The following is a 25,660-nucleotide window of genomic DNA, read 5'->3' as shown; positions in this document are numbered from 1 at the left end:
CTACAAGGCCACCACCAGCATCAACATCCTCGCGTCCCCAAGCCCTCGACGACCTGCCCCAGACCCCGAACTTCACGGCCTTGACCCTAGCCCCGCAAGAGGGAGCAGTCGTGCGGTCCTGGCCGGTGGGGGGCAGCGGCGTCCTCGCGGCTCACCTCATGGTGAGTGCCGTCGGGGCGGGGAAGGGGCTTGAGGGTGACCTCGATGCGGTGCGTGGAGTCATGGCTGACCGAGCCGCCCAGACGTGCCTCGACCACGCCCAGGCGCAGACCCGCCCCGCCCTCGCCGGCCCGGTGGAACTGCACCGAGAACTCCAGGCTGACCTGCTCCACGTTGAACCGCCAGTCGCTCTCCGCTCCTTCTGCCTGGGCTCGCGCCAGCTCCGCACGAACCGAGCCGATGGCCTCCGCAAGACCGATCGGTTCCATATCCCCCATGTCAACACACCCCCGTCTTCAGTCGGTTGACCTATCCACTCTGCTCGCAAGTCTAGGGACGCACCACGCTTTGCGCGTAGTGTGAGGCAGTATGGGGGAACTGCGTGCGGACTGGAGGCTCAGGCTGCGGCGCGAGGACGCGCACGGCCCCATCTGTGGTGCCGGCGTGCTCGTCGACCAGTACACCGCACTGACCTGCGCACACGTCGTGCGCCACCCGGACGCCGTCATGTGGCTGGAGTTCGCCGAGAACAGCGGGCTCGAACCGGTCTCCGCACGCGTCCTGCCCGGCGGCTGGCTGCCGGAGGGCGAGAGCGGCGAGGACGTCGCCGTGCTGCGCCTGGACAGTCCTCGCCCGCAGGCGCGTCGCGCCCTGCTGGAACCCAGGCTGTGGGGCGGGATGGAGGTGTACGCGACCGGTTACGCGGAGGGCTTCGACGACGGCATGAGCCTGTGGGGGCGCATCGGCGGCGCCAGCGGTGAGCGGGTGCAGCTCGACGCCGTCACCAAGTCGGAGGTGGTGCGCGCCGGCTTCAGCGGCGCGGCCGTGTGCACCCGGCCGCAGGAAGGTCGTCCCGCCCGTGTGGTCGGCCTCGTCGTCAGCTGGCGCGGCGACCTGGGCGAACTGCTGCCCGAAGCCAACCGGATCTCCTTCTCGTACCTGATCCCCATTGACCGCATCGCCGAACTCTCGCCGATCATAAAGGAGTTGAGCAGCCCGCATGCCTGGGATCACGGCTTCGAGGAGCGGTTGACCCGGTGGTTCGACGACCCGGACGAGGACCCGGTGAAGATCACCGTGGTGCCTCCGGGCAGCGGAAAGGACCGCTCGCTGCGCCATCTGCTGCACCGCGCCCACGTCGTCCATCGCGGCGGCGCCAGCAGGCCGGACCTCGTCGACCACGCCTTGGACCAGGTCACCTTCCCGGCCGGCGAGTACCTGACGTACTGGGACTGGCTGCGCGGCGCCAAGCCCCCGCCCGCGCAGGCGGCCGACCGCGCGCCCGTCCGGCCGGTCACGGTCCTCGTCGACGGTCTCGACGAGGAGCCCCAGCCGGGTCCCCTGATCGAACTTCTGGTCCGGCTGCGGGTGTTCGGCTTCCGGCTGCTGCTCGTCTTCCGCCACGAGGGCGGCCCCGGCTGGACCGCGTCCCGCGACCGGCTCCTGCGGCCCGCGCTCCTTTGCCACGCGGACACACTGCTCGACCGTCTGCAGCGCGTGGAGTTCAGCCGGGCGATCCGCCGCGACATCGTCGACAGCGCCTCCCTCGGCTCCGTGACCGAGACGGCCGACCGGCACCGGGCCGCGCGCCGCCTGATCGACGAGGTGCGGGACCCGCAGCAGCAACTGACCCGGCTGCGCGCACTGATCAGGACCCTGCGCGCCGACCTGAGCCGCCATGGAGACCGGTGATGCGGTGCTCCACCAGACCCGGGCGAGGGAGGAGGACCACGGGAAGATGACGACCTGCCCGCACCGGCGCTTCACCGGAACCCCCTGCGGCGGCACCGTGCTGCCCACCGGCCACTGCGCCGCATGCGGCCGCGCGGAGAACGGCCCCGGGCTGCCCGCCCTTCCCGAGGACCCCCGGGAACGCGGCCCCCGCGAGCTTTTCTCACTCCCCGAGCGAGAGCCACGCCCCGCCGAGGAACGCCTCGTCCGTCCCGAGGCGCCACTGCGCATCCGCATGGACTGCTCGTCCACCGGCTGCGGCATCACCTTCGCCCCGCCCTACACCGAGGGCCCGGTACCGATCAAGGGATTCTGCCCGGTCTGCGGCGAGCGCTACTCGTACCAGCCCGAACTCGCCAAGGGCGACATGCTGCGCGACCAGTACAGAATCATGGGACCCATCGCGCACGGCGGACAGGGCTGGGTCTACCTCGCCGAGGACACCCATCTCGGTGACGTCGTCGCCGTCAAGGGACTGCTCAACCGGTACGAGCACGACGGCGCCCGGCTCGCCGACGTCGAACGCCGCAACCTCGTCGCCATCCGCCACCCCCGCATCGTGCAGATCCGCGACTTCGTCGCCCGGAGGGACGACACCGGCCAGGTCACCGGCGGATACATCGTCATGGACGACGTCGGTGACGGCACCCTTGCGAAAGTCGTCGAGGACGTCCGGCGCGGTGAATCCGTCCTCGACATCGAGCACGTCGCGGCGTACGGCTGCCAGATCCTCGAAGCCTTCGTCCACCTGCACGCCGACGGCGAACGGGTCTTCGTGTACGGGGACATGAAGCCCTCCAACGTCGTGCACCACAGGGACGGCATCAAGGTCATCGATCTCGGCGGCATGCGCGAACAGGGCCAGAGCCAGCCGTCCGCCCATGTCACGGCCAACTACACGGCACCTGAGACCGAAACGTCGGCCATGCCCACCGTCGCCCACGACCTGCACACCGTCGGCGCCACCCTGCGGGAACTCGCCCGCTGGGCCGTCGCCGAGGTGCCCGGCCTCGGTACCGCCTCCTTCCAGCGGGTCGTCGACCGTGCCGTCCGGCCCTCCCCGTACCGGCGCTTCGCCGACGCCCGTGAGATGGCCGGCCAACTGCGCGGCGCCCTGCGGGAGATCCGCGCGCTGCGCGGCAAGAGCGACCCGCCCGAGCCCTCCGACTACTTCCGGCCGTCCACCCGGTTGCTCGGCGCCCGGCTCGGCACGGTGCCGGGCATCGAACACTGGCTGGACCGCCCCCGCCGCGACCGGTACGAACCGCCCGTGGCACCGGCCCTCGACCTCGGCGCCCCCACACCCACCGAGATCGCCGCCTGTCTGCCGGTGCCGAGGCCGTATCCGGGCGATCCGCAGACCGCGCGGTTCGAGGTGAGCAGCGGCTACGCCCCGGGCCAGCTCCTCGAGCAGGAGGACGAGAAGCCGCGCTCGGTGGAGATCTGCCTGCACAACGTGCGCGTTCTGCTGGACCGGAACACCGGGGAGGACCTGGAGCAGGCCCAGGAGGAGCTCGACACGGCCGACTCCATTCCCGGGCCGCCCGCCGTGCGCCGGTGGCGGCTGGAGTGGCATCGCGCCCTGCTCGCGCTGCGCAGCGCCGACCTCGACGACGACCCGCGGCAGGTCGTCGAGGCCAGGAGACACTTCACGCAGGTCCACCTCGAACTGCCCGGCGAGTACGCGCCCAAACTGGCCCTCGCCTACTGCGCGGAGCGGCTCGGCGACGACACGGCCGAGCCCACGGCCAAGGAGCTGTACGAGGTGGTGTTCGCCCGCAACCCCGCGCACGGCGGCGCCGCCCTCGGCCTGGCCAGGCTCGCGCTCCGCGCGCGCGACCGCCGGGCGGCCATCGATGTGCTCGGCCGGGTCCGGCAGGGCACTCTGGACCACACCGTCGCCCGGATCGCCTCCCTGCGCATCCGCGCGGCCCGGCTGCCCGGAGACGGCGATCCGCTGCCCGCGCCCGCCGAGGTCGACGCGGCGCTGGCCGAACTGCGCGGGCTCGAGGGCGGGAGTCCGGGCGCCGGGGAGCCTCGCCTGTCGGAGGACGAGGCGCTGCGCCTGGGCACCGAACTCCACGAATGGAAACTGGACGCGGTGCACAGCCTCAGCGACCGGCCCGGTTCACCGGGAAGGGATGCCGGACGGCTCAACGCCCGCAGTCTGAGACGTCTGAGCACGCCGGAGCGCGAGTCGCGCAAGCAGCTGGAGGCGCACTACCGGCGACTGGCGGCCCGCCACCATGAGCCGGCCGCCCATGAACACCTCGTGGACCTCATGCACGCGGTACGGCCCCAGACCGTGTTCTGACCGCACGGCACGACAGACCGATTCGGCACCCGGCACCCGGTGTGCCGCGGCGACGAAGGCGAAGGAGCGGTGACCTACGACATGAGCAGCCACACCCGGCCGCCGCAGCCGGGCATCCGACTGCACGTCGACCTCGGCGACGATCTGCGCCCGCACCGGAGCGCGAAGATAGAGGCCCATCTGCGGGTGGACGTGGCCGCCGACGGCGCTCCCACCGATCTGCCCGCGGTCCAGCTCGCCGTGATCATCGCGGTGGACGTCGCCGAATCCAACCGGGCGGTCGTCCGGCACGCCCTGCCGTCGGCGCTGCGTGCCCTGCCCGACCGTATCTCCTTCGCCGTGCTCGGCAGCGGCCCCGAGCCGGTCCGGTGCTATCCGCGGGGCGCCGACGAGTGGACCGTCGCCGACCGGGAGGAAAGGCGCCGGGCCGCCTTCGTCGCGGGATCGCTCCCGCTGCACCGGGAGGGGCCGCGTCCTGCCGGGTACGCCGCCTGGGTGGCCGGAGCACGCGCCCTGCTCTTCGGACGGCCGGTGTCCGTACGCCATCTGGTGCTGATCACCGATGGCAGCAGCGCCGTCGGGGAGACCCGTCTGGAAGAGGAACTGGACTCCTGTGCAGGGCAGTTCACCTGCGATGTGTTCGCCGTGGGCGCGGACTGGATTCCCGACCCCCTGCTGACCCTCGCCGAACGGCTGCACGGTACCGCCGAGTTCGTGGACGACGGACTCGGTCATGCGGTCACTGCCGCCATCCAGCGGCTGCGCCGGGTGCACACGCCCCAGCTGCCGATCGAAGTGACCGTGCGGCCCTCCGTGCGCCAGGTCTCGCTCAGCGAGAAGGCGCCCCGGCCGCACCGCCTCGGCGGGCTGCTCCAGCCCGGCCGGCCGCACCGCTGGACATTCCCGACCTACCAGTGGGAGCAGGGCAGACGCGACTACCTGCTCACCCTGGTCGCCGACTCCGACGCCGACCCGCTGGAGACCGAGCTGCAGTTCGCCATGGTCTCCATCGGTGATGTCCACGCGCCCGTCATCGCCCGCTGGCACCTCCCCGAGCAGTCCCCGCCCCACGCCCCGACGGGCACCGGCAGCGTGCGTGACCTCAACGCCACCGCCAGGATGCGGAAGTTTCTCCGCCAGGGCCTCAGCGCTCTTCAGGAACACCGACCGGACATCGCCAAGGACCGCCTGGGACAGGCTGCCCGGCTGGCGGCGCGGTTGGGCACGGACTGGGTGCTGGACGAGATCCGCACGGTCGCCGACATCGAGGACGCGGCCGCGGGGCTGGTCCGGCTGCGCGCCGTCGACGCCGGTGCCCTCGGCCCGATGATCCTGCGCGCCGGGTCCCGTCCCGGCGGGCCCCTGGCCGACGCCGTCGGGGCGCGGCCGGGCCCGCGCTGCGGCGGCTGCGGCACCCCGGCCGGGAGCGAGGCCCGTTACTGCATCGCATGCGGGGAGAAGCTGCTGTGACGACCAAACGCGCCGCCTCCTGGCATCGGTTCTCCCTCGCCGCTTTCTGGCGCCGGCGTCTGAGCCCCTGGCGGACCCGTCGGCTGCTGGAGGTGCACCTGCTGGTTCTGTTCCTGCTCACGGCCGTGGCGTCGACCGCCCTGTTCCTCTCCTGCCGTCAGGTCCAGCACAGCGCCGAAGCGCTCGCGTCCCGCGAGGCGCCGGCCGTGCAGGGGCTCGCCGCCACCCGGCTCGCGGCCCTGCGGGCCGACCAGGAGGCCCAGGCCCTGGTGCACATGAAGCTCATCGACGTCACGGGCTCGGGCGAGGCCTACCGGTCCCAGCTCTCGGCCGCCGACCAGGGCCTGTCCCGGATCGCCGACCGCACGGACCAGGACCTCGGCACGGTCAAGGGCCTGCTCGCCACCTACAGCAACTCGCTCGGCCTCGGCACGTCCCCTTACCTTGACCAGCCCCTCATGCGGAAGCAGAAACTCAAAGAAGCGGACTCGCTGCTCAACCGCGATTCGGTGGGGCTCGTACCCCGCCTGGAGGCACTGCAGCAAGTCCAGCTGAAGCACGCCGAAGCCACAGCCACCATGGGGAAGTGGCAGCGCGGCGGGTGGTGGCTCGCCGAACTCGCCCTGGCCCTGGTGGGACTGACCCTGCTCTCGGCGCTGTTCGTGCTGCGCGACCGCTGCGGCCGTGACTGGAATCCGTACCTGCTCGCGGCCTTCGTCCTCACCGTGCTGCTCGCGGTGTTTCCACTGACGGCGATGTCCTCCACCCAGGACGACCTCGACGGGGCGATCAAGGATCTGCGGCAGATCACCGACGTGCCCCGGAAAAGCGGCACGGAGCCGGCCGCCGCACAGCAGTACGTCACGAAGAGGTCGGAGGAGGTCCGGCAGAAGACGACCGATGACGCCTGGACCGCCCCGGTGTACCAGGGCACTTTCGTCGGCAGCCTGCTGGCCATCGTCCTGCCCGCGCTGGGGCTCGGCCTTCGGCTCGACAACGACTACTGGAGGCGACGGTGACCCGGCGGTTCAAGATGCTGATCTTCGTCATGGTCATGCTGCTGATCACCGCCTGCGGCATGGTGGTGGTCTGGGCGCAGCACGACGACGAGGAGCCGGTGACCATCCTCGGAACGTGGACGGCCAAGCAGGCGGAGCAGTTCGAAACCCTGCTGCACGGCTTCGGCATCCCCTTCCGCTACCAGGGCACCGCGGCCCAACGGGATGTGCTGCTCTCCAAGGTGCAGTCGGGGGAGCCCCCGGACATCGTGATCATGCCGGGCCTCGGCGAACTCGCCGAATACGCGGATCAGGAACTCCTCAAACCACTGAACCGTCTCTACGAGCCGCAGGAGTACGGCGCCCCCTGGAAGCCGACCGGCTCGCCCTCCGAACACGTCTACTGGGTCCCGGTCAAGGCGGACCTGAAGAGCATCGTCTGGTACCGCCGGGGTCACCAGCCCGCCCACAGGCCTGCTCCGCTGAAAAGTTGGTGCATCGGCATGGGGGACGACGGCGCCTCCGGCTGGCCCGGCACCGACTGGATCGAGGACCTCGTGCTGCAACGGGAGGGCCCGGACGTCTACGAGAAGTGGGCGCTGGGCACGGGCGAGGTGGAGTGGTGGCGCAGTGATCCGGTGCACACGGCCTGGGAGGCGTGGGCCGATCTGCTCCGGCAGAACAGGGGCGCGGCCGAGAACGCTCTGCTCACCGACCATCGCGGCGACCCGGACGACAACGGGCTGCTGTTCGACGACCAGCGCGGGTGCACCCTGGAGCATCAGGGCTCCTTCGCGCTCTCCTTCTACAGGAACGACGCGAAGCACGCAGACCTGATGGACTCCGCTCCGCTCCTGCCCGAAGGCGGCAGCCGGGTCCGGGCCCACGAGGTGACCGGCGACTTCGCGGCGCTGTTCAGCGACCGCCCCCAGGCCCGTGAACTGATCCGTCGGCTGGCCTCCGAGGAGGGCCAGCAGAGGTGGGCCGATCTGGCGGACGTCTTCTCGGCGAATCGTCAGGTGAAGCCGGAAGGCAAAGCGGTCAAACAAAAGATCGCACAACGGCTCCGTGAAGGCCCCCGCTGCCTGGACGCCTCGGACGTCATGGCACCTGCCGTGCGGGACGCCTTCTACGAGGCCGTCCTGCTGACCATCGCGAGGGTCGCCAACGGCCAGGACCCCGACATCACGAGTGTCCTCCACGATGTGCAGAGGATGCAGGACGCGCAGTCCGCACAAGGCGCCGACAGCAGAGCGGCTCCGAAGACGGTGTGCAGCACACGGTGAGCGATCGGGCGGCGCCTGTGCCGGCCTCAGCGACTTCCCCGCCGGCGCCCCCGCCATTCTTGCCGACCGTCAACGGGCCACGGCCGCCCAGGGTACGGGCCGAGTGCCATTCTCCGACGCCCGGACCCCAGGTTCCCCACCGGCCACGAGCCGCCCCAGAAGCGCGCTGCCGTTCGTCCGGACCGGACGCGTGCCCCGCTGCGGCGAGTACGGACACGCATGCCGCTGCGAGGTGAAAGCCCTGGCCGGAACCGGGGTCAAGGCCCGGCTTCCGAGGCCGGGCGAGGCACCGGTACGGGTCGGGGTCCACCGGCCGTCGGCGTCGAAGGGATGTTGATCCGGTGTTCGGTGCTGTGCCGGCGGGGCGGCCTGTTACGCCCGAGGCGTTCGTGAGCGTCGGCGAAGTGCCCGGAAACGGCCGCGGAGACTGTCGAGAGGTCCAGGGCCAGGGCGAAGCCGGCGATGATCTCCGCCAGCCGGACGGCGCTTCCCCGGCCGGTACACCCCATCGCTTTCAAGAGCTCGTGCTGCGTGGGCAGGTGGGTGCCGCCCCCGACCGTGCCGACTGCCAGGCCGGGCAGGGTCATACTCGCGTAGACGCCGTCCCGCGTGCGTTCGAGGATGAACTGCCCCACACTCGACTCGTGGACGCAGGCGATGTCCTGGCCCGTCGCCGTGAAGATCGCCGCCACGATGTTGGCGGTGTTCGCGTTGGACCCCAGGACCCCGCTGTGGACTGCTCCGGCCGTGATGTGCTGGTACCCCGTGACCAGCTCGTCGGGGGTGGTCCTCAGGACCCGTTGGACGATCCCGGCCGGCAGGAGGCAGTCAGCGGCCACCCTGATCCCGCGGCCTTCTGCCACGGTCTGGGCCGACGCCTTCTTGTCTCCGGATGTGTTCCCTTCGATGATGAAGGATTCGAGCTCCTCGTCTGCGACCAGGTGCGGCTGTCGCAGGATCCACTGACACGCGTGCCAGGTGCAGGCGGTCGTCATGTTCTGCCCTGCCGCGTCCCCGGTGGTGTACCTGAACCTCAGGTGAACGGTCCTGCCCAGGACCACGGGCTCGATCGAGATGAGCGCGGCGTGGTCGGACACCTGCCGGATGATCGTGCGGAGGTCGCCGAGGTGCCGGAGGATCGCCGAGGCGAAGCGGCCGGCGCCGGACAGTCGGGAGAACGCGAAGACAGGAGCACGCGTCATCGCCTGCAGGGCGGCGCGTGTGCTGACGCCGCCCGCCATGGTGACGGCCAGGGCTCCTCGCGTCGCCGACGAGACCAGGGCGCCTTCCGTCGTGGCCATGGGGGCGTAGACCTCACCCTGGACGTTCGTCCCGCAGAACAGCAGGGGTCCGGCCACGCCGACCGGGATCTCGACGGTGCCGACGAGTCCCTCGATATTGCCGGTCAGCTTGTCGGCGTCGAGCCGTGTGTGCTGCAGGGAGTCCAGCGCCGACCCGGTCATGGAGCGGAGCCAGTCCAGCCGCTGAAGCCGCGCCGCCTCCGTGTAGAGCCCCCGGGCAGGCACGTACCGTCCCGGGGACCGTGACGGACGGGGCAGGCCCGGGCTTTCTCCAGAGCTCATACGACATCGCTTTCCTCTGTGGCGGGCGTCGGCCCGACGGGTTGCTTCGGGGATGACGGTCCCCGGTCGTGCCGGGGGACGAGCACGACCGCAGTGGCGGTCGGCAGGACGGCCGAGACGACTGCGTCGGCGACCGGACCGGCCCGGGCCGACCCGGTCCGTTGTCCGCAGGTGTCGTTGCGGTACGCAGGGGCACCGGTTCGACGTGGTCACCGGCCCCACGACGCTTGGTACACGTGGTCCCGCAGCCGGGCCTGCGGACGATGTGCCGAGTCGGCCCTGCGATGACGGCCCCCTCCCCGGCCACGACGGGCACCCCACTGACGACCCTTGCCCGGTGCCTTGTCCCGGCCACGTTCGAACCACTCCCCCCTTCCCACCCCGACGCGCGACGGCAGCCCCGGCACCAGCCCAACGACACCTCGGCCCCGCTGGTTACGCACGCAGAACGGCGCCGAAGTGACCCGGTTCCCGTCGAGTTCCCGCACCACGGAGCCGAGTTGGCCGGTCAGGCGGTCGGTCCGGCACTGGCAGCGTTCCACGACGCCGGGAACCTACTCACGGAACGTCTGCCGCGGGCAGCCGAGCACCGGGCACCCCGGCCGCCGCGACCTCACCGGGACGACGACCCGCCGTCCGTCCACCGGCACGTCCGCGGCCCTCCGCCCGTGGAAACCGTGCACCCGCCCTGTCGGCGTCCCACACTCGGGGCACGGCACCGGATCGTCCCGGGTCCGCGCCGCCACCCGGATCAGACTGCCCTCGTCCGCCACACCCTCGATGACCAGCGCCGACAACCTCGAAAACACCACGCTCACCAGCTCGTTGACATCTCGCACACCATGTCGGCGAAGCTCGTCACCCGTCGTCACCGCCGATGACGGGCCAGAGCCGAATCAACCGTGCCGCCCTCGGCCACACCCCCGCTGACGAGGCATGGAGCAGGGCAGGTACCGCACACACCGGGCTGAGCCGTCCGGGCGTATCGCGCGTGGCCATAATGCGCGGGTGAGCAGAGATCCCGTGCTGCTGCCCGCCGCACGCATACCGCCGGCACCGCCGGCTGGCGGACTGGGGTTGATGTCAGAGGGATCCGGTTGGATGAGCGCGTGACTGTCCATGGCGTAGCCCGGCAGCTTCCCGCCATCGGTGACCTGCGGGACTTGTGCCGCTCGCTTGCGATGCTCGACGCGATCCTGAGCCCGGACTGGGAAGGCCGGTACTACTCCTTCAACGCCACTTGGGCTGAAGGCGAGGAGATGGCTTCGATGCGCAACGGGTTAGGAGACGAGTACTCCATCGTGTTCTCGGCGGCCGGGGTCTATGTCCGCGGCTTCGGCCACGAATCGCCGATGAGCCCATACGGCCAGGATGGCGAGCCTTGGCCGGGAGTGATCGACGACGTTCCCGATGTCTTCAAGACCTTCGTCGAGGAGCCGGCGTTCACCGACGAGGACGGCGTGCCCGTCGTGACGGTCTGCTTGTGGCGGGAGGCGATGGATGATCAGTGGCACCACGGCACGATCGACTTCCCCTCGAACCGCGCCGACCCTGATGGGGCGACGGGTCTGTTCCAACTACTGGTCGACCGCTCACCCGAAGCGTTCCAGCGCTTCGCCGAGGACTATTACGAGGCCTCTGTGGATCTAGGGCGTGTATCGAAAGTGGATCTTCAGCGTGAGATGATCTTGGTTCGTGGCGCGTGGAGATCTGACGGACGTGCAGTGGGCGGTGCTGGAGCCGCTGCTGCCGAAAGGCAAGAAGTCTGGCCGGCCGCCGATATGGACCCGGCGGCAGCTGATCGACGGCATACGGTGGCGGACCCGGACCGGGACGCCGTGGCGAGATGTTCCGGAGCGATACGGGCCCTGGGGCCGGGTGTATGACCTGTTCCGCCGCTGGCAGCGGGACGGCACCTGGCAGCGGATCTTCACCGAGTTGCAGGCCCGGGCCGACGCCAAGGGGGCGATCACATGGGACCTCAACGTCGACTCCACCATCTGCCGGGCCCACCAGCACGCCGCCGGGACGCGGAAAAGGGGGACCTGCAGAAGGAACCGCCCGGCGGCGTCGCCACCGAGCCGGACGACCACGGCCTCGGGCGCTCCCGCGGCGGCCTGACCACCAAGCTGCACCTGGCCGTCGAGCAGGGGCAGAAGCCGATGTCCATCGTGATTACGGCCGGGCAGCGCGGGGACTCCCCCCAGTTCGAGCCTGTACTGACGAAGGTACGCGTGCCCCGCCACGGACCGGGCAGGCCCCGCACACGGCCCGACCGCGTACGCGCCGACAAGGCGTACGCCTCCCGGAAGAACCGCGCCTACCTGCGTCGGCGCGGCATCTGCTGCACTATCCCGGACAATGCCGATCAGGCCCGCAACCGCAAGAAGCTCGGCTCCCGCGGCGGGCGGCCGCCGAAGTTCGACCCGGAGGACTACAAGGCTCGCCACGCGGTCGAGTGCGGCATCAATCGCCTCAAAAGGCACCGTGCCGTGGCCACGAGGTATGACAAGCTCGCGGTCCGCTACGAGGCGACCGTCCTCGTAGCAGCCATCAACGAGTGGCTGTGACCAGCACGATCCCGACATGCACTGGCATGTCTCAGCCTTCGTCCAGCACCGCCCGGATCACATGCCGGGCGTTGTGTGCCATCGCAGGGTTCGTCCTCCGGTAGTACGGCAGCGCGATCAGCGCCTGGGAGAGTGTCCGCCCCCGGCCACGGATCCAGGTCGCGTCGTCCACGGCCAGCGCCTCGCGGAAGACCTCCCGTGCATCAGCCGGCAGCAGATTCCACGCCGGGAACAGATCGCAGGCTGGATCTCCCACCCCCGTGCACCCGAAGTCAATCACCGAGGCCAGCCTGCCGCCGTCGACCAGCAAGTTGCCCGGCATCAGATCAGCGTGCAGCCACACCGGCGGCCCGTCCCAGTCCGGGGCTCGCAGCGCCTCCTCCCATACGGTGGCCGCGGCATCGCAGTCGACGTCCTCCTGTGGGATCCCACGCAATTCCTTGATTGCCGCCCGGGTCTCCGCGTCAAGCGAGGCGACCGGTCCGCCCCGGTGCGCCTTCGGCGCAGCCGGCAGCGTGATGCTCCGCATCGCCGCCACGAATGCAGCCAGGTCCGCGGCCAGCAGCACAGGCTCACTCAGCGCCCTCGCTTCGGGAAGTTCCCCCGCCAGCCACCGGTACACCGACCACGGCCACGGATACCCCTGGGCTGGCTCCCCGGCCCCGAGCACCTCGGGGATGCGCGTGGGCAGGTGGGGCGCGAGGCGCGGCAGCCACTCCTGCTCCATCGACACGTCCGCGGCCCCGCCCTGCACCAGCGGCAGCCTTACGACCAGGTCATCGCCGAGCCGGTACATGGCATTGACCGTGCCACCGGACGGCCACCGCTCCACCGCCAGCCCTGCCCACTGAGGGAACTGTCCGGCAATCAACCGGCGTACAAGGCCGTCGTCGATGGGGTGCATACCGGGATGCATCTGCCCTGTGCTCATGGACGTGCATCCGACCATCGGACGCCGGCGGGCGTCAAACGCCTTTCCAGCTGCCACTTTCGCAACACGCCCTAGAAGTGGTGAGTGACCTGTATGCCTTGCCGCCGCTGAACCAGGAACGCGTGTCGTCGTTGAACGTAGAGGTCACCCTGGCGGACCTGGCCCAGGACATCTCCGAAATCGGCTATCCGCAGGCCCACTGAGAGGAGAGCCGATCCATCTGCCCACCGGTACGTCCTTGCTGGTGGGCCTGCGTATTCAGCGGTCGCCGGCTCCCCGAGGAGCCCAGCCCACTGGCGATCTTGCGTGATCTCCCGGGGCGTATCGGCTCCATGTCCCGCCGGTCTCGTTGCGGAGTCGGGTGGTGGTCCTGTCGTGGTAGCCGAGGGCGTCCGCAACGACGGGTGCGGGCAGTTCGAGGAGCTGCTGGCCAATGGCCGCGCCGCGGGCAGCGGCGGACGGGACCCCGACCTCGTTCAGAAGCGCGGACAGGTGGTCGGGGCGGGACGGCCGGCCCGCCCGGCGCCCCGGGAAGAGCCGGCAGGCTGCCGGGTCGGTGGCGGTGTTCATGTTGTCGCGGTTCGCGATGTGCTCCAGCAGTAGGTCGACGACCGGTGCGGGAACGGGTGAGGCGGGTTCCCCGAGTCGTAGCAGCACGGTGTCGCCGTCGCGGATCACGTCGTCGACGGTGAACCGGACGATACGGCTCACGGGCTGTGCGTGGAGGAGCACGATGCCTCCGGCGACACGGAGACGCATCAGTGTTTCCGTGTCGGTCAGCAGGATGAAGACTGCGAAGTCGACCGCGACGATCCGGTCCGGGCCGACTTCGGCGTCGGCGTCGGCTCGGGCTGGCAGGGTGGTGAAGACCTTCTTTCAAGTACCGTCGACGGCCCACTTCCGCAGCCGGTCGTAGTCCCGCGTCGAGGCGTGGGGCGACGCCGCGCGACGGTGTCTCCGGCGGATCGGCGCGCAGCCATGCCGTTGGGCCGGGACCGGCGCTTCACGACGGCCGAACCGGTGCTCGGCCCGCACCGTCACACCCCCGTCATACGCTGCCCGCCATGAGCGTCTCCCTCTACTACAGCGCGCACCGCACGACACCACTGACCGAGGCCGAGTCGGCCTCCATCGCGCGCGTCGTCGCCGCACACATGGCGTTGTTTCCCTACAGCGACGAGGAAAGCCTGTACGTGTACGACCGGCGTGCGGCCGGGCCTCAGGAGATCGTCGCCGGGTCCACCAAGATGCCGCTCGATCCCGGTCGCCTGATGCCGGTGATCGCCCATGTGCTGGATTCCGTCACGGAGTTGCGCCGGGCCATGCCGGATGCCGAATGGCGCGTGCACATGGACGACCTCGACGTCCCGTGGGACGAGGCCGAGGGGTACGCCCTGCCCGGGATGCGCGACGCGGACCTGATCGCGGAGCTCGCCGCGGTCCCGGACGGGGCGGCGGAATGAGGGAGGAGAGCGCGGGGAAGTCCGCAGACGCCTTGCCGCCCACGCCGGAGCAGCGGCGCCTCATCGAGTTCGGCGAGGCGCTGTACCGCCGCATCGCTCCGGACGCCGATACCGGTCACGTGCTGCTGCCCGGGGACGGTGCGGTGGCTGTCGTGCACCGTGTGCGGGGTGGTGGGACGATCCTCGTGGCGGCCGACCGGTCGGTGCTCTTCTTCGGCTCGGCGCTCGACATCGGTGCCGCCCTGATCGACTTCCGGGCCGGTCGGCGCACGCCTGTGGAGAAGTTCCAGTAGCGGAAGACGCAGGGCAGGGACGGCCCGCCGAGGGCTCCGCTTCTGCTCAGGCCCGGTAGCCGATCGACGCGATGGTGTCACCGAGCTGCTCCAGCGTCACATTGGGGTTCAGGGCAACGACCAGCTCCGACGTGAGAGGCCGCAGTTCGCACACATCGATGACTGCGTCCAGGTCCACCGGAGTGCGGTAGTACCTCTGGGCCCATGCCTGGTACGTCTCGGGCGTCCCCTCGACCAGGCGGCGAAAGAGCCAGTCGGACCCGTCCGGGACCAAACGGCCGCCGTCGAAGTCGACCTCTCCCGTCCGCCGCTGCCCGTCAGTGTTCTCCCGCCACAGGCAGACGGTGATGTGCACAATGCCCTCCAGATGGAAGGCAGGTTCCTCGGCGCAGGACCGGAAGACCCCCGGGACGGTGTCGACCACGCCGGGCCACGGCGTCCCGTCGCCCGCGTACGGGCTCATCGGGGGCTCGTGGTCGAACCCGCGGATGTACGCTCCGGCCGCCGAGAAGACGATGGAGTACGCATCTCCCCCGCCGTTACTGACTTCGGCTTGTCAGGGTGACACTGGGTCGTCGAGGGACAGGCCGGTGCCGGCTATGAAGCCGTCGAGGGTGTCGGGCCGGTACTGAAGTCGTTTGAGCCGGTTGCGGACGAGCGCCTCGAGCCGGTCGAGGGCGGCCACGGCGAGGTTGGCCAGGCTGCGTTTGACGTGCGCCCAGACCCACTCGACCGGGTTGAGGTCGGGCGCGTAGGCGGGCAGCAGGAACACCGTCAGCCATGCACGCTCGGCGGTCACCTCCCGCACGGCGTGAAAGACGTGGGTGTTCAACCGGTCCCAGACCAGCACGATCGGCGCCTTGACGAGCTGGTGGACGCCGTCCAGGAGAGCGATGAAGTCGCGCTCGCCCATGCTGCGACGCGTGTCCTTACCGACTCCCGGCGCCGACGTTTCGCAGCGGTCAGCCCGCCCCCATCCACATACCTCACACGCCATGGAATACAGCCACCACACCGGGCCCATCAGGGACTTCACGAAAATTCACCCTGACGAGCCGAAGTCAGTACCTCCTCAGCCGGGCCCGAGCCCTCGTCGAAGCCCTTCCGGCTTCACAGACCGTGCAGGAAATCCAGCAACTCTCCGAAACACGAAAGGAGTTCGCAGCAGGCAGGCGCTTCCCCGGAGCGGCAAGAAACCCAAGGCGAAGCCAAAGCCCGCCCGAATCCGGGTCTTCGAACTTGAGCGGTGCGGCGTCCTGAATGGGCTGACTGTCTGTCACATTGCGTGAGGGCCAGGGGCAGTGGGGGTGGTCCCGGCAGCAGGACACCCGTGGCCATGAGTGATCATTTCTGTTCTCGACGCAGAACGATCATCCAGAAACCACGGGCTTGGACAACGATACGACGTTGCTGCTCGACCTGGACGGCCTGGCCGGCGCGCGGATCACCACACGGCTGCGGACCTGGGCCGGGCGCCGGATACGCGACGCCGGCTCCACCGTCGTCCGGGCCGCCCGGGACCTGCACCTGTCCTGGCCGACCGTGATGCATGCCTTCCGCGACCAGGCCTGCGAGGTCGTCGACGCGCCCCCACCCGTGAACGCACCCTCCTCACCTGACCCACGCCTATCCGGCTTGATCCCCCCGGGCCGGGGCGCACGGCGATCACCCTGCTCCGTGCCTCTGAACTCCCTTTCCTTACCAGTCGCTGCCGGATAGCCTGCTCTCGCCCGGGCACAGCGACACAGGGGGAGCGAGCATGTCCATCCGGCCGCAGTACCGGCGGGTGTCAGCCCTGCAGCGGCAGTTCTTCAACCGGGAAGGCACGCTCGCTGCGTACGACGAGGAACTGCGGACCCTCGGGGAGGGCCCCCGCATCCTGAACATTGTCGGCATCGGCGGAATCGGAAAATCACGGCTGCTGCAGGAGTTACGCAACCGCAGTCCGAAAAACTACCGAACCGCCCGCCTCGACCTGCAGCTGCCGACCATGCGCCAGCAAGAGGACGCCCTCGCCGTGCTGCGCATGGAATTCGGCGCGCAGGGCGCAAAGTTCGACCGGTTCGACATTGCCTATGCCGTGCTCTGGCAGAGGGTGCACCCACAACTACAGCTGAACCGGCGGAACACCCCCTTCGCAGAGGAAAGCGACATCCTCACGCGGATCCTCGACGATGCGATGGGCATCCCGGTCTTTGGGACTGCGGCCGGCCTAGTGCGGCTGACCGGCCGTGCGGTCAAGAACCGCCAGCGCCGTCAGCGGATCGAAGCCGACCTCACCTTGAACGAGCTCGACGGCCTCAGCAACGCCGAGCTGGGGCATGCGGTTTCGTACCTCTTCGCCGATGAGCTGAGGGCCTCCGCGGAAGAGGCACCCTACGTCGTGTACGTCGACGCCTACGAGGCGCTCGTGCCCACACCCCTGCCCGGCGGCCGCAGCTTCAGCACGGACGCCTGGCTGCGCGACCTGCTCGGTCAGCTCCACGGCGGGCTGACCGTGCTGGCCAGCCGCGAGCCCCTGCCCTGGGCGGCGTACGACCCCGAATGGGAGTCGGTGATCTGCAGGGCCGACATCGACGGCCTTCCCATGCCCGCCCGGCTGGAACTGCTCGCCCAGGCAGGCATCACAGAGATCCCCCGGCAGCGCTCGATCGCCGAGGCCAGTGAAGGCGTTCCTTTCTACCTTCATCTGGCCGTCGACACCCACCTGCAAAACCCCACACGACTGGAGCACGCCGCCACGTCCGAGGAGATCGTCCAGAGGTTCCTGCACCACGTCCCCGCCGACGAGGTGCGGATCCTGGAGCTGCTGAGCGTGGCCCGGTCCTTCGACTTCGGGGTGTTCCGGGGCATCTCTCGCGCCTTCGACCTGCCCGCGAACCTCCTGATCTGGGAATCGCTCACCGCCTACTCCTTCGCCTACCCCCTGCCCGACGGCTGGTACCGGCTGCACCAGCTCATGATCGGTGCGCTGCAGCGCCGCCTTTCGCCCGCGGTCCAGCGGCAGGTGCACAGCGTGCTCCGCGCCCACTGGGAGGGCCTCGCGGACCGGATGGAGCGAGGCCAGGGGCCGGGCGGAGGCAGAGCCCGCCTCTCGCCGCTCCGGGAGGCCGTCTACCACGGGCTGCGCGCCGCCGACATCACCCCGGAAGAGATCCAGAGGCATGCCGACCGGGCCATCGTGCTGAGCGGCAGGCAGGCCGTCGACGGCATCGTGAAGGACCTCAGGCACCATCTGGCGGAGAGGAGGGCGGACCGGGTCGAGGATCAGGACGTCGAGGCGATGGCCGGTCTCCATGACGCCGCGGACTGCCTAGAAGCGGAATCGAAACTGGAGCTGGGTGATGCCGCCGGTGCGATAGCGCTCACTCCGCACCTGGACCGGCCAGTACGCGAGCTGGTGTCCGCGAGGCTCTCGCTCGCGGGGGCCAACGCCCGCCGCATCGCTGGTGAGAGTACCCTGGCCGCCACGATCTTCGAACGGGTCTGGGCGGAGCACGAAGGCGAGGCGCGTCCCGCCGCCGGCTTCTGCGTCGCCGACATCCGCATGTGGCAGGGCGACTTCGCCGGGGCGTTCTCGCTGGCCGAGGAAGTGCACGGGATCTGTGCCACCGACCAAGCGATCATCCGGGGCGACCTGAAACGGCTCATGCACCTCGGATACCGCTTCCTGATGGACTTCGACAGCTCGGCGCAGCTCCTCGCCGAGGCCCAGGCCGAGTACCAGGCGTCGAACGCACTGGGGGGCCTTGCGAACATCAGGACGAACTGGGCCGAGCTGTACGCCTTCACCGATCCGGAAGCGGCGGTGGAGGCCGCCTCCTCGGCGCTGGAGGTGCAGCGCGATCTGGGGGCGCAGCACGAGATCGGCAAGGCGTACACCGCCATGGCCATGGCACAGACCAGACTGGGGCAGTACGAGAGGGCCTCGTCGTCGTTCCTCAACGCCAATGCGGCCCTCGACCAGGCGGGCTACCGCTCCGGCAGGGCCAGGGCCGACATGTTCCGGGCGTTCCTCATGCTGCGGCAGGGCGACCGGCAAGGCGCCCGGGAACTGTTGGTGCATGCGGCCCGGGAGTTCGTGGCTTGCCAGGTCTATCCGTCGCTGATCCTGACGATCCACCGGGCCGCCGAGCAGAGCGGCGTCGACGAACCCGAGCTGGCGGCACTCGCCAGGCGGGCCCGTCCCGCCGTACGCCCGCTCGGTTCCCTCGACGAACTCCAGCGTCGCGCCGATTCCGTCCTGTCGATGTTCCTCGAGGTGGGCGCATGAACTGGCTGGCGCTGTACAGAGAGGCCCTGAGAGAGGGCGAAGCCGCAGCCGGGTACTACAACCGTAACGTCGGTGTGCCGACGCCCGAAGGGAAGGTGAACGTCCGCATTCCCCTCGAAGCCGCAGACGTCATGGACGTACGCGTGTGGCACGAGGAGGACGTGCTCGCCTGTATCCGGCCCTACGTTCCGAGAGCACCCGAACTGCGTCATGTGTCGCGGTCTCCCCGGTTCCAGGTCCACCACTTCATCGAGGGGCGGGTACTGGACAGTTTCTCCCCCCGGGGGAGCGCGGTACCCGATCACGTCATGGGCGACGTGGTGGAAGTAATGGACGCGCTCGCCCGCATCCCGTGGGAAAAGACGCCGCCCCTGCCGGCCGACTGGCCGGCCTCGGGCGACAGCGGCGGGTTCGCCCGCCTGCTGGCCCGCCTCACCCAACAGGTCTACGACAGTCACCGGGACGAGTACGGCACTGTGTTCGCCGACTTCGGGATCCCGGACGAGCCGCTCGCGGTGGTCGAGCCGCTGTGGGACGGACTCGCTTCCCGCCCGTTCGCGGTGCTGCACTCCGACCTCCACCGCAAGAACATGATCGTCTCCAGTGGGTCGACCTGGTTCCTCGATTGGGAGCTGGCGCTGTGGGGTGATCCCATGTACGAGATCGGAATCCACTTCCACAAGATGGATTACCCCGACCACCAGCGTGCCGAGGTCTTCCGACAGTGGCGTACCCGTCTGCCGAAGAGATCCACCGCCGGACCGGCGGCGAATTTGGATCTGTACCTGGCACACGAACGCATCAAGTCGGCGATCATCGACACGATCCGCTACTCCAAGCAGCTCGCGAGGGCCGACGAACCGCAACGGGAGTTCCTCATCGAGCGACTGGCGAGGAAGCTGAACGTGGCCCGGGCGGTGTGGGGCGAGGAACCAACGATGACTCCGGAGCGGGTCGCTCGGGCACTGGCGCCGTGGGTACAGAGATAGTCATGGACGCCATGGCGCTGTACGAAGAGGCATGCGCGCACGAGGACGCGCTGTCAGGGTTCTACAACCGCAATGTACGGCTGGAGGGCGACTCCGGGCCCGTACTGGTGCGGATTCCGGGCCCCGTTGCAGAGCCGATGGACCTCACTCTCTGGCCGGAGCCCGAAGTGCTCGAGGCGATCCGCCCGTTCGTGTCCCGGGCACCACGACTCGTCCATGCCGGGGTCCGCCCGGAATTCCAGATCCATGAGTTCATCGCGGGACGTCGGGTCGATGAGATCGCGCAGGACGGCAAGCCGTTGCCGAACGTTGTCCTCGACGGTGTGGAAGAGTTCTTCAGCGAGGTCCTGCGGGTGCCGGCTGCCGCTCTCGCCGCGGTGCCGGCCGACTGGCCGGACGACGGGGACACACCCGGCTTCGCCGGGCGCCTCCTGGACTTCGCGCGCCATGTGCGGGAGCGGGCGGACGCTTCGGTGGACGCCCTGTACCAGGCGCTAGGAGTGCCCGCGAACCCATGCGGCCCGCTCTCCGAGCGGGCGGACCGGGAGCTCGCGCAGCGGCCCTTTCGGTTGCTGCACGGCGACATCCATCGGAAGAACATGATCCTTTCCGATCGGGCCAAGCTAGTCGTTCTGGACTGGGAACTCGCCCTGTGGGGGGATCCTCTCTACGACCTGGCCGATCACCTGCACAAGACCGTGTACACGGCGGCGGACCACCAAAGGATCATCGCGGGCTGGGAACGGGCGGCCCCGGCCGACTGCCGTGTGGGCTCGTCGGCTGGCCTCGACTTCTACCTCGCCTACGAGGAGATGAAGTCCGCCCTGGTGGACACCGTCCGCTGGGGCCGTCGCATCGTAGCGGCCCCAACGGGACGCGAACGCCGGGCGCTGGCCAAGGAGCTCCGGGCGAAGCTCCTCGCGGCGAGCCCGCACTGGGACGCCGGGCTTCCGCCCGAGGCAGCGGAGATCGAGGACTCCACGCTGCGCCTGTTGGGGTGACACGCCGCACCGACCCATCGGCGGTTGGGCGGCGGCCCGCAGGTGGGGCGGGAGCCCGAAACAGGAGCCGAGGACCAGAAGGCCGTCGCCGGCCGGTTCGAAGGCGTTCATCGCCACCGGTCACAGCAAAGCGGGTCTTCGAAGTTGAGCGGTGCGGAGGTGTCCGCGGGCTCGGCGGGTGGTGACGCAGCGTGTCCGCAGGCGCTGGTGGTCGGCGTTGCGGAAGCCGAAGGCGTTACGGGCGACAAGCTTGATCACTCGGTTGATGCCTTCGCTCTTGGCGTTGCTGTGTCCGGTGTCGATGAACACTTCGATTTCCGGCCACCAGCGGTCGATGGTGGTGGCGAGCTGCCGCACCTCGGGGAGGTCGGAGTCCGCGCACCAGGTGAGGAACTTCCAGCGTGCGTGGACGACTTGGTGGCGGTCAGCACCGGTGCGCGCACGCGAGGAGGATGCGGAGGTTCTCCTTGGCGATCCATGCCGTCAGCAGGGTCTGGCCGATCTTTCCCTCGCCCAACAGCGCGTTCCACATCGTGGCGAACTGTTCGTCGGTGAGGTCTTCGCGGTTGCGCAGCAGGCGCCGCCTGGCTTTCCATTCTGGGTCACTGACTTGTCCGCGCCGGCCGCAGGGCTCGGCGGTGGTGCGGCGCCTGACCATGGACAGCATCTTGTTGGCGAGCTGGACGACGTGGAAGTGGTCGACCACGACGGTGGCGTGCGGGAGACCGGTGCGGATGGCAGCGTGGTAGGTGGCCACGTACTCGATGTTCTTTCTCCAGGTCAGCGGGGTGGTGGCGAGCCAGGCGAGCACATCGGCGACGATGCGGCCCTCGACCTGGCCGAGCAGGCCGCCGGTGCCGAGCGCGTCGACGAACCCCGTATGTCACCGATCGCGCGTCAGCGTCCACTTGCCCGTGGCGGGGTCCTGTTCCCAGCGCGGCCGTCCGTGCCGGGTCTCGTCGATGCCCAGCACTCGAACCTGGGGCAGCGGTGCCTCGGTGACCTCGCGTGCGGCGGCACGAAAGGCGTCCATCACGGTGGGCCAGGACACGTGCAGATCACGGGCGGCCTGGATGACAGTGGATGTGGCGTCGCGTATCCGCCGCCCGGCGGCATCGCGCAGCCGCATGGTGATCCGCGTGCCGGCCGGCAGTTGCTCGATCTGCTCGGTGAAGGACCGGCGCGGGCAGCCGGGCTTCCGGCACAGCCGGCGGCGCTTGTACCAGCGGAACTCCAGTCCGCTCTCGCCGTACGGCAGATCGCGGGGCCGGGTGGTCGCGGAGCCCTTCACCCGGATAGCGAAGATCCCGCAGGCTGGACAAGCCCGGGCCCTCTCATCGGCCGTGACCAAGTGGACTCGGCGTGTCCCATCCGTCAGCAGCTCGACCCGGGCGACGGAGACCCCGTCGAGGCCGAGCAGCACCGTCGTATTGTTGAGCAAGCCCGTGGCTCCTGCATGATTGTTCTGCGTAGAGAACAGAAATGATCACGCAGGACCACGGGTACCTTGTGCCCAGGGCCAAGTCGCCCGCAGCGAAAAGGAATATGACGCCGCGTCAACAAGCCGAACCAGCGCACCGCTCGACTTTGAAGACCCCATCAGGCGCGTTACGCGCTCAGCCGGGCTCGGGCCCTCGTCAACGCCCTCCCGCCGACCGGACCGTCCAGGAATGCGAGCGGCTCTCAGAACTCCGTAAGAAGTACGCGGCGCGTGACACGCCTGCCGCGAGGAACGCCAATCAATCGAAGCTGACACCAGCCAAGCGTGCCGACGGAAAGAAACCTGCCCCTAAGAGGGCGTTAAGTCCCGTTCCTGGTGATGTGGTGTCGCCCGTTCGTGGGTGATGGGTCGGTTCCTCCCTCACGTCATGTCGTGTGCATGATGGGGTCGTGGGCATGGAACGGATGCCGTACGCAACCGACTTGTCCGACGAGCAGTGGGCGTTGATCGAGCCGCTGGTCACCGCGTGGAAGCAGGAGCGGGTGGCGCGGTCGGCGACCGGGGCCCCAGGTTCCTGCGACCTGCGCGAGGCCGTGAACGCGCTGCTCTACCAGAACCGGACGGGCTGTCAGTGGCGGCTCCTGCCCCACGACCTCCCGGCCTGGTCGGCGGTGTTCTACTACTTCACCCTGTGGCGCCAGGACGGCCTCGACCAGCGGATCCAGGAGATCCTGCGCTGCCAGGTGCGGGAGCGGGCCAGACGATTAGAGGACCCGTCCCTGGTGATCATCGACACCCAGTCCGTCCGCGTGGCGGCCGGGGTGCCGAAGGAGACCACGGGACTGGACGCGAACAAGAAGACGCCTGGCCGCAAGCGTGGGCTCGCCGTGGACGTCATGGGCCTGATCATCGGCGTGGTGGTCCTGGCCGCGAGCGCGCACGACAACGAGGCCGGCATCGCCCTGCTGGACCAGGCGGCCGAACGATGCGGGATGCGCCTGGAGAAAGCCCTGGTCGACCAGGGCTTCAAGGACGCCGTGATCATCCACGGAGCGGTGAAGGACATCACCGTCGAGGTGGTCCGGCGCAACCCCGACAACCAGGGCAAAGGCTTCGTCCCGCAACCGAAACGGTGGGTGGTCGAGCAGGTCAACGGCACCCTCATGCTCCACCGCCGCCTCGCCCGCGACTATGACCACCGGCCCGACAACGCGGCCTCCCGCGTCTACTGGGCCTCCACCGCCGGCATGCTCCGCCGCCTCACCACCCCCACCCCCCACCTGGCGTGACGACGTGGAGCTGGCCGCGTGAACGTCTCCGAACTCCTGCGGCTGCTGCAGGCCGAACACGACGAGACCACCGCACGCGCCGACAACCTGCGCGAGCAGATCGCGCAGCTCACCACCGCCCTCGCCGAGACCGAGGCCCGCCTGGCCGAGCTCGCCGCCACCCGCAAGGTCATCGACGGCCTCACCCCTCCCAACCACGCAACGGCCCCCGCGGAGACCGCCACCGTCTACCAGCGCATCGTGGTTGCCTTCAACGAACACCCCGAGAGGGTGTTCCGCGTCCGCGACCTGCACGAACACCTCGGCCTGCCCACCGACGAGCCCTCGATCAACGTCACCCGCTCCCGCCTGGGACGACTCGTCCGCCAGGGACTCCTCGAACAACCCGGACGCGGCCGCTACAAGAAACGGACTTAACGCCCTCTAATAGGGCTTTGTTAGGTGCCCCAACCGCTGAGCACCGGGTGAGGTGTGGTCTTCTGCCAGGGTGACACCTGAGGAGATGGAGACGGTCCGCCCGCGTCTGGAGGCGTTCGCCGCCCAGATGCTGGATTCGCTGCCGCGCCGGGATCAGCGGGCCAAGGGCGAGTTGTACCTGCGCGGACTGATGCTGGACGGCAAGCGCAAGTCCATGCAGCCGATGGCCGAGCGCCTGGGGGTGGACCACCAGCAGCTCCAGCAGTTCGTGTCCTCCTCCACCTGGGACTGGACCACGGTCCGGGAGCGGCTGGCCCGTTGGGCCGCCGCCCACATCGGCCCGGAGGCGTACGCCATCGACGACGTGGGCTTCCCCAAGGACGGCTACGACTCCCCGGGGGTGGCGCGGATGTACTGCGGCGCCTTGGGCAAGCGTGGCAACTGCCAGATCGGCGTGAGTGTCAACCTGGTGTCCGACCGTGCCTCGGCGGCTGTCGACTGGCGCCTGTTCATGCCCGACAGCTGGGACGATGCCACGGTCGGCGACGACAAGCTGCTGGCCGAGGCGATCCGCCGCCGCAGGCAGCGAGCCGGCATTCCCGAGGCCGAGCGGCACCGGGAGAAGTGGCGCCTGGCCCTGGACATGCTCGACGAGGCCCGCCAGGACTGGGAACTGCCCGATCTGCCGGTGGTCGCCGACGCCGGCTACGGCGACGCCACCGGCTTTCGCGAGGGCCTGACCGAGCGCGGTCTGACCTATGCGGTCGCGGTCAAGGGCACCACCACCGCTTACCCGGGCGACGCGGTCCCCCAGCGCCCGCCCTACGCAGGCCGAGGGCGCCCGCCCGTCCCGGCCTACCCGCAGCCGCACACCACTCTGCGTCAACTCGCCCTGGATGCAGGAAGGTCGGTGGCGCGGACGGTGACCTGGCGCCGGGGCAGCAAGGCCACCAGGGGCAACCCCCGCGCCGCGATGCGCTCGCGCTTTTTGGCGCTGCGGGTCCGCCCGGCCAACCGCACCATCCGCCGAGCCGCCGACGGCTCGCTGCCCGAGTGCTGGCTGCTGGCCGAGTGGCCGCCCGGTGCCGCGGAGCCCACCGACTACTGGCTCTCGACGCTGCCCGCCGACACCCCGCTGCGCGACCTGGTCCGCACCGCCAAGATCCGCTGGAGAGTCGAGCACGACTACCGCGAGCTCAAGGACGGCCTGGGCCTGGACCACTTCGAGGGCCGCAACTATCCCGGCTGGCACCGGCACGTCACCCTCGCCTCCCTCGCCCAGGCCTTCTGCACCCTGCTGCGGCTCGACCCAAAAGTCCCTGCGCCGGCCTGACCCTCTACGCGGTCCTCCGCGCACTCCAGGCCCTCCTGGCCACCTGGACCGGCGCCTGCTCGATATGCGGCCAACCCGCACCGACCCCGGAACCACACCACAGGACCTAACAAAGCCCT

Annotated in this window: 22 protein-coding genes and 5 pseudogenes; 17 read left to right on the top strand and 10 right to left on the bottom strand. The window is 69.6% G+C overall.

What is annotated here, in order from left to right; genetic code table 11:
- Positions 1-86 precede the first annotated feature (86 nt).
- Entirely contained in the window at positions 87-437 is a 351-nt protein-coding gene (locus ACVW19_RS26695) for a trypco2 family protein (protein WP_457462391.1), read from the bottom strand.
- Positions 438-528: 91 nt separating this feature from the next.
- Here ACVW19_RS26695 and ACVW19_RS26690 point away from each other — a divergent pair, with 91 nt between their 5' ends.
- From ACVW19_RS26690 to ACVW19_RS26670, 5 genes are all read left to right on the top strand, one after another.
- Entirely contained in the window at positions 529-1,851 is a 1,323-nt protein-coding gene (locus ACVW19_RS26690) for a S1 family peptidase (RefSeq protein WP_457462389.1), read from the top strand.
- Entirely contained in the window at positions 1,838-4,204 is a 2,367-nt protein-coding gene (locus ACVW19_RS26685) for a tetratricopeptide repeat protein (RefSeq protein ID WP_457462387.1), read from the top strand. The genes ACVW19_RS26690 and ACVW19_RS26685 overlap by 14 nt, the downstream gene beginning before the upstream one ends.
- Before the next feature lie 81 nt (positions 4,205-4,285).
- Positions 4,286-5,674: a hypothetical protein gene (locus tag ACVW19_RS26680; protein ID WP_457462385.1), complete on the top strand. Its 1,389-nt coding sequence runs from the start codon at positions 4,286-4,288 to the stop codon at positions 5,672-5,674.
- Entirely contained in the window at positions 5,671-6,693 is a 1,023-nt protein-coding gene (locus ACVW19_RS26675; protein WP_457462384.1) for a hypothetical protein, read from the top strand. Before ACVW19_RS26680 ends, ACVW19_RS26675 begins: the two co-directional genes overlap by 4 nt.
- Entirely contained in the window at positions 6,690-7,958 is a 1,269-nt protein-coding gene (locus tag ACVW19_RS26670) for an ABC transporter substrate-binding protein (RefSeq protein WP_457462383.1), read from the top strand. The genes ACVW19_RS26675 and ACVW19_RS26670 overlap by 4 nt, the downstream gene beginning before the upstream one ends.
- 257 nt (positions 7,959-8,215) lie before the next feature.
- Here the strand turns inward: ACVW19_RS26670 and ACVW19_RS26665 are convergent, their stop codons facing one another.
- Both ACVW19_RS26665 and ACVW19_RS26660 read right to left on the bottom strand, forming a co-directional pair.
- The gene (locus ACVW19_RS26665) at positions 8,216-9,484 is read right to left on the bottom strand and encodes a hydroxymethylglutaryl-CoA reductase (protein WP_457462381.1); all 1,269 of its coding nucleotides are present in this window, start codon (positions 9,482-9,484) and stop codon (positions 8,216-8,218) included.
- Between the two features lie 527 nt (positions 9,485-10,011).
- A pseudogene (locus ACVW19_RS26660) lies at positions 10,012-10,380 on the bottom strand (transposase family protein); the annotation flags it as partial.
- A gap of 270 nt (positions 10,381-10,650) precedes the next feature.
- Here ACVW19_RS26660 and ACVW19_RS26655 point away from each other — a divergent pair.
- Positions 10,651-11,208: pseudogene (locus ACVW19_RS26655) on the top strand (hypothetical protein); the annotation flags it as partial.
- A gap of 28 nt (positions 11,209-11,236) precedes the next feature.
- Positions 11,237-12,111, top strand: a protein-coding gene (locus tag ACVW19_RS26650; RefSeq protein WP_457462379.1) for an IS5 family transposase whose coding sequence is annotated in 2 segments (ribosomal slippage) — positions 11,237-11,612 and positions 11,612-12,111 — 876 coding nt in all. Because the reading frame shifts where the segments join, the coding sequence is not laid out codon by codon here.
- 31 nt (positions 12,112-12,142) lie between these two features.
- On the opposite strand, the gene ACVW19_RS26645 is transcribed toward ACVW19_RS26650, so the two are convergent.
- On the bottom strand, positions 12,143-13,042 hold the full coding sequence (locus ACVW19_RS26645) for an aminoglycoside phosphotransferase family protein (protein WP_457462377.1): 900 nt from the start codon (positions 13,040-13,042) through the stop codon (positions 12,143-12,145).
- A gap of 80 nt (positions 13,043-13,122) precedes the next feature.
- Here ACVW19_RS26645 and ACVW19_RS26640 point away from each other — a divergent pair, with 80 nt between their 5' ends.
- Positions 13,123-13,245, top strand: coding sequence for a hypothetical protein (locus ACVW19_RS26640; protein WP_457462376.1), 123 nt, complete (start codon positions 13,123-13,125; stop codon positions 13,243-13,245).
- Between the two features lie 55 nt (positions 13,246-13,300).
- Here ACVW19_RS26640 and ACVW19_RS26635 read toward each other — a convergent pair whose 3' ends face one another.
- On the bottom strand, positions 13,301-13,753 hold the full coding sequence (locus tag ACVW19_RS26635) for a hypothetical protein (RefSeq protein WP_457462375.1): 453 nt from the start codon (positions 13,751-13,753) through the stop codon (positions 13,301-13,303).
- Between the two features lie 353 nt (positions 13,754-14,106).
- On the opposite strand from ACVW19_RS26635, the gene ACVW19_RS26630 reads away from it, so the two are divergent.
- The gene (locus tag ACVW19_RS26630) at positions 14,107-14,505 is read left to right on the top strand and encodes a hypothetical protein (RefSeq protein WP_457462373.1); all 399 of its coding nucleotides are present in this window, start codon (positions 14,107-14,109) and stop codon (positions 14,503-14,505) included.
- Positions 14,502-14,798: a hypothetical protein gene (locus tag ACVW19_RS26625; protein WP_457462372.1), complete on the top strand. Its 297-nt coding sequence runs from the start codon at positions 14,502-14,504 to the stop codon at positions 14,796-14,798. Before ACVW19_RS26630 ends, ACVW19_RS26625 begins: the two co-directional genes overlap by 4 nt.
- Positions 14,799-14,844: 46 nt before the next feature.
- Here the strand turns inward: ACVW19_RS26625 and ACVW19_RS26620 are convergent, their stop codons facing one another.
- Both ACVW19_RS26620 and ACVW19_RS26615 read right to left on the bottom strand, forming a co-directional pair.
- A complete protein-coding gene (locus ACVW19_RS26620) occupies positions 14,845-15,261 on the bottom strand; it encodes a hypothetical protein (protein ID WP_457462370.1) in 417 nt (138 codons plus the stop codon).
- A gap of 93 nt (positions 15,262-15,354) precedes the next feature.
- Positions 15,355-15,732 (bottom strand): annotated as a pseudogene (locus ACVW19_RS26615) (transposase); the annotation flags it as partial.
- A gap of 455 nt (positions 15,733-16,187) precedes the next feature.
- Between ACVW19_RS26615 and ACVW19_RS26610 the strand changes: the two are divergent.
- The 4 genes from ACVW19_RS26610 to ACVW19_RS26595 are packed head-to-tail and all read left to right on the top strand — an operon-like array spanning position 16,188 to position 21,061.
- Positions 16,188-16,517 carry a transposase family protein gene (locus ACVW19_RS26610; RefSeq protein ID WP_457462368.1) on the top strand — a complete coding sequence of 110 codons (330 nt, stop codon included), beginning with the start codon at positions 16,188-16,190 and terminating at the stop codon, positions 16,515-16,517.
- Between the two features lie 40 nt (positions 16,518-16,557).
- Positions 16,558-19,071 carry a hypothetical protein gene (locus ACVW19_RS26605; protein ID WP_457462366.1) on the top strand — a complete coding sequence of 838 codons (2,514 nt, stop codon included), beginning with the start codon at positions 16,558-16,560 and terminating at the stop codon, positions 19,069-19,071.
- Positions 19,068-20,060 (top strand): phosphotransferase family protein, encoded by a 993-nt coding sequence (locus ACVW19_RS26600; protein ID WP_457462364.1) that lies wholly within the window; start codon positions 19,068-19,070, stop codon positions 20,058-20,060. The genes ACVW19_RS26605 and ACVW19_RS26600 overlap by 4 nt, the downstream gene beginning before the upstream one ends.
- Entirely contained in the window at positions 20,045-21,061 is a 1,017-nt protein-coding gene (locus ACVW19_RS26595) for an aminoglycoside phosphotransferase family protein (protein ID WP_457462363.1), read from the top strand. Before ACVW19_RS26600 ends, ACVW19_RS26595 begins: the two co-directional genes overlap by 16 nt.
- Before the next feature lie 120 nt (positions 21,062-21,181).
- On the opposite strand, the pseudogene ACVW19_RS26590 reads toward ACVW19_RS26595, so the two are convergent.
- The 3 genes and pseudogenes from ACVW19_RS26590 to ACVW19_RS26580 form a co-directional block, all read right to left on the bottom strand.
- Positions 21,182-21,469, bottom strand: a pseudogene (locus ACVW19_RS26590) (transposase); the annotation flags it as partial.
- 16 nt (positions 21,470-21,485) lie between these two features.
- Positions 21,486-21,908 (bottom strand): ISL3 family transposase, encoded by a 423-nt coding sequence (locus tag ACVW19_RS26585; protein WP_457464795.1) that lies wholly within the window; start codon positions 21,906-21,908, stop codon positions 21,486-21,488.
- 36 nt (positions 21,909-21,944) lie between these two features.
- Positions 21,945-22,484, bottom strand: a complete 540-nt coding sequence (locus ACVW19_RS26580) for a helix-turn-helix domain-containing protein (protein WP_457464794.1) — start codon at positions 22,482-22,484, stop codon at positions 21,945-21,947.
- Positions 22,485-22,957: 473 nt separating this feature from the next.
- Between ACVW19_RS26580 and ACVW19_RS26575 the strand changes: the two are divergent.
- The 3 genes and pseudogenes from ACVW19_RS26575 (at position 22,958) to ACVW19_RS26565 (ending at position 25,541) form a co-directional block, all read left to right on the top strand.
- Positions 22,958-23,813: pseudogene (locus ACVW19_RS26575) on the top strand (IS5 family transposase).
- Positions 23,810-24,208: a type IV toxin-antitoxin system AbiEi family antitoxin domain-containing protein gene (locus ACVW19_RS26570; protein ID WP_457462361.1), complete on the top strand. Its 399-nt coding sequence runs from the start codon at positions 23,810-23,812 to the stop codon at positions 24,206-24,208. Before ACVW19_RS26575 ends, ACVW19_RS26570 begins: the two are co-directional and overlap by 4 nt.
- A gap of 70 nt (positions 24,209-24,278) precedes the next feature.
- Entirely contained in the window at positions 24,279-25,541 is a 1,263-nt protein-coding gene (locus tag ACVW19_RS26565; RefSeq protein WP_457462359.1) for an IS701 family transposase, read from the top strand.
- The last annotated feature ends 119 nt before the right edge of the window (positions 25,542-25,660 follow it).

This window comes from Streptomyces sp. TE5632 (assembly GCF_054061295.1).
The sequence above is the reverse complement of the archived record's forward strand: the minus strand, read 5'-3'. Positions and strand labels throughout refer to the sequence as shown.

Excerpts from the sequence above, each read along its gene's own strand:
- ACVW19_RS26605 (WP_457462366.1), top strand. The coding sequence starts at position 16,558 with ATGTCCATCCGGCCGCAGTACCGGCGGGTGTCAGCCCTGCAGCGGCAG.
- ACVW19_RS26620 (WP_457462370.1), bottom strand. The coding sequence starts at position 15,261 with ATGAGCCCGTACGCGGGCGACGGGACGCCGTGGCCCGGCGTGGTCGAC.
- ACVW19_RS26680 (WP_457462385.1), top strand. The coding sequence starts at position 4,286 with ATGAGCAGCCACACCCGGCCGCCGCAGCCGGGCATCCGACTGCACGTC.
- ACVW19_RS26600 (WP_457462364.1), top strand. The coding sequence starts at position 19,068 with ATGAACTGGCTGGCGCTGTACAGAGAGGCCCTGAGAGAGGGCGAAGCC.
- ACVW19_RS26645 (WP_457462377.1), bottom strand. The coding sequence starts at position 13,042 with ATGAGCACAGGGCAGATGCATCCCGGTATGCACCCCATCGACGACGGC.
- ACVW19_RS26630 (WP_457462373.1), top strand. The coding sequence starts at position 14,107 with ATGAGCGTCTCCCTCTACTACAGCGCGCACCGCACGACACCACTGACC.
- ACVW19_RS26625 (WP_457462372.1), top strand. The coding sequence starts at position 14,502 with ATGAGGGAGGAGAGCGCGGGGAAGTCCGCAGACGCCTTGCCGCCCACG.
- ACVW19_RS26690 (WP_457462389.1), top strand. The coding sequence starts at position 529 with ATGGGGGAACTGCGTGCGGACTGGAGGCTCAGGCTGCGGCGCGAGGAC.
- ACVW19_RS26685 (WP_457462387.1), top strand. The coding sequence starts at position 1,838 with ATGGAGACCGGTGATGCGGTGCTCCACCAGACCCGGGCGAGGGAGGAG.
- ACVW19_RS26695 (WP_457462391.1), bottom strand. The coding sequence starts at position 437 with ATGGGGGATATGGAACCGATCGGTCTTGCGGAGGCCATCGGCTCGGTT.